Raw genomic sequence first — 2,118 nt, 5'->3', positions numbered from 1 at the left:
CAAGACGTGAAGCCGCGCGGTCCGATCGAGATCGAAGCGGCTCGCCGTCTCACCGAGGACGGCACCCTCAAGGACGAGGCGAAGACCGACCCTCAGTGATCAACAGGTAACGCAACACCTTCTGAGGGGCACGGTGCCGGCGGCGCGCAGCTCGGCGCCGGCGCGCTCGGCCAGGGGCCCGGCGCCGGCGCCGGCCGCCTCGAAGGCGTGCAGCGCGGTGGTGAGGTGCTCGCGCGCTTCGCGCACCCGCCGGTCCCGGCGCAGCCGCTCGCCGTGGAGCAGGTGGGTGCGGGCCTGCTCCAGCGGGACACCGGCGTCCACGCCGGCCGCCAGGGACGCCTCGTAGTGCCCGTGGGCCGAGGGTCCGTCGTCCAGCAGCGCGCGGCTGCGGTGCGCCAGGGCCTGCAGGTGCGGCGATCCCAGCAGGCGGGCGGCCCGCTCCACCCGGGCGAGGACCGGCAGGGCCGCTGCGGGTTCGCCGCAGCGGACGGCGGCCTCGGTGAGGTCGGCGACGGCCCACTGCTCGAAGACGGGGTGCCGGGAGGTGCCCCGCAGCTCGTGCAGGGCATCGCGGTGGCGCTGCTCGTGCAGGGCCAGCAGCCCCGCCGCCCACGCCACTCCCGCGGGCGGGCGCGCGACCCCCGCGGCGTTCAGCAGCTGGTGGCAGTGCCGCAGCGCCGCGGCGGCCTGCGCCGTGCGGCCGGCCGCCAGGTGCACCTGCGCGGTGCTGGCCCCGGCCAGCGCCGCGACGAGCGGGAGACCGAGGTCGAGGGCGGTGCGCTGCGCCTGCTCGGCGTGGGTGGCGGCCTCGGGCAGCTGGCCGCAGACGACCTCCAGGAGCGCCAGCCCGCTCAGCGCCTGGACGACGTCGCCGGGGGAACCCTGCCGCCGCAGCACGTCGGCCGCCGCCGTCCGGACCCGGCGCGCCGTGGCGAGGTCCTGCAGCAGCTCGGCCGCCTGCGCGAGCGTGAGCAGGAACAGCGGGTGGCGCCCGGGCGCACCGGACAGCAGCCCGGGCAGCAGGGGGCGCACCGCCGCCGCGTGCGCGAGCGGGTCGAGCACCGCCAGCCCCAGCTGCTGGGCGGCGTCCCAGCGCCCCAGGTCCACCGCCGCGAGGGCGTCGTGGACGGTGCGCCGCAGCGCCGGCTCCTGCGGGGAGTCGGCGTCGACGTGGTCGCCGACCCGGTTGCTGACGTGGAAGGCGGCGGCGACCAGCACGTCGGTGCGCTCCTCGGGGTGCTCGTGGCCGCCGGGCCCGCCCAGCGCCCGCGCGTAGGCCAGGTGCTCGGCGGTGCTGTCGTGCTCCCTGCCCCGGTACGTGCTCACCAGGTCCTGCGCCTGCGCCCACTCGAAGCGCCGCCGCGGCGACATCGGCAGCGCGACCGCCTCGGCGAGCACGTGCTCGGCCTGCTCCAGGTCCCCCGCCTGCCGGGCCAGCTCCGCCGCCTGCACGAGGCGCCGCACCCGGTCGTCGACGCGCTCGGACAGCTCGGCGGCGCGGTGCAGCGCGGTGGCCGCCTCCGCCCGCGCCCCGCGCTCGGCGGCCCGCTGCGCGGCGCTCTCCAGCTCGGCGGCCACGGGCTCGTCGCGCTCGAGGGTGGCCGCCGCGCGGTGCCACGCCGCCCGGCCGCTGTCGCCCAGCGCGGCGGCCAGGACGCGGTGGGCCTCGGCCCGCTCGAGCGTGGACGCGGCGCCGAGGACGGCCGAGCGCAGCAGCGGGTGGCGCAGCTGCAGGCGGTCCCGGACGACGGTCACCAGGCCCGCCCGGTCCAGCGCGTCCAGGTCGCGCGGCGCCAGCCCCAGCCGGCGCCCGGCCGCCAGCAGCTCGGGCACGCGCGCCTCCTCGCCCGCGGCGGCCAGCAGCAGCAGCCTGCGGCTGCCCTCCGGCAGCTCGGCCACCTCCGACAGGAACGCCGCCGCCAGGCGACGGGTGGTGGGCAGCGGTGCGCTGGAGGGGATGCGCTCGTCGGGGCCGCGGCTGCGCAGGGCCGTGGACAGCTCGCGCAGCGCCAGCGGGTTGCCGCACGCCTCCCGCAGGAGGCGACGCCGCGCACCCGCCTCCAGGGCCGGCCGCCGCTCCGGGGCGGGAGCGCCGGCCGGCCCTGGAGGCGGGTGCGC

General features: G+C 79.7%; 1 protein-coding gene. It reads right to left on the bottom strand.

What is annotated here, in order from left to right; translation table 11 throughout:
- Positions 1-99: 99 nt before the first annotated feature.
- A partial coding sequence (locus tag GTQ99_RS22550) for a LuxR family transcriptional regulator (RefSeq protein WP_205708053.1) occupies positions 100-2,118 on the bottom strand: 2,019 nt, incomplete at its 5' end.

The organism is Kineococcus vitellinus (genome assembly GCF_009906315.1).
In the GTDB taxonomy this organism is placed as follows: domain Bacteria; phylum Actinomycetota; class Actinomycetes; order Actinomycetales; family Kineococcaceae; genus Kineococcus; species Kineococcus vitellinus.
The sequence above is the reverse complement of the archived record's forward strand: the minus strand, read 5'-3'. Positions and strand labels throughout refer to the sequence as shown.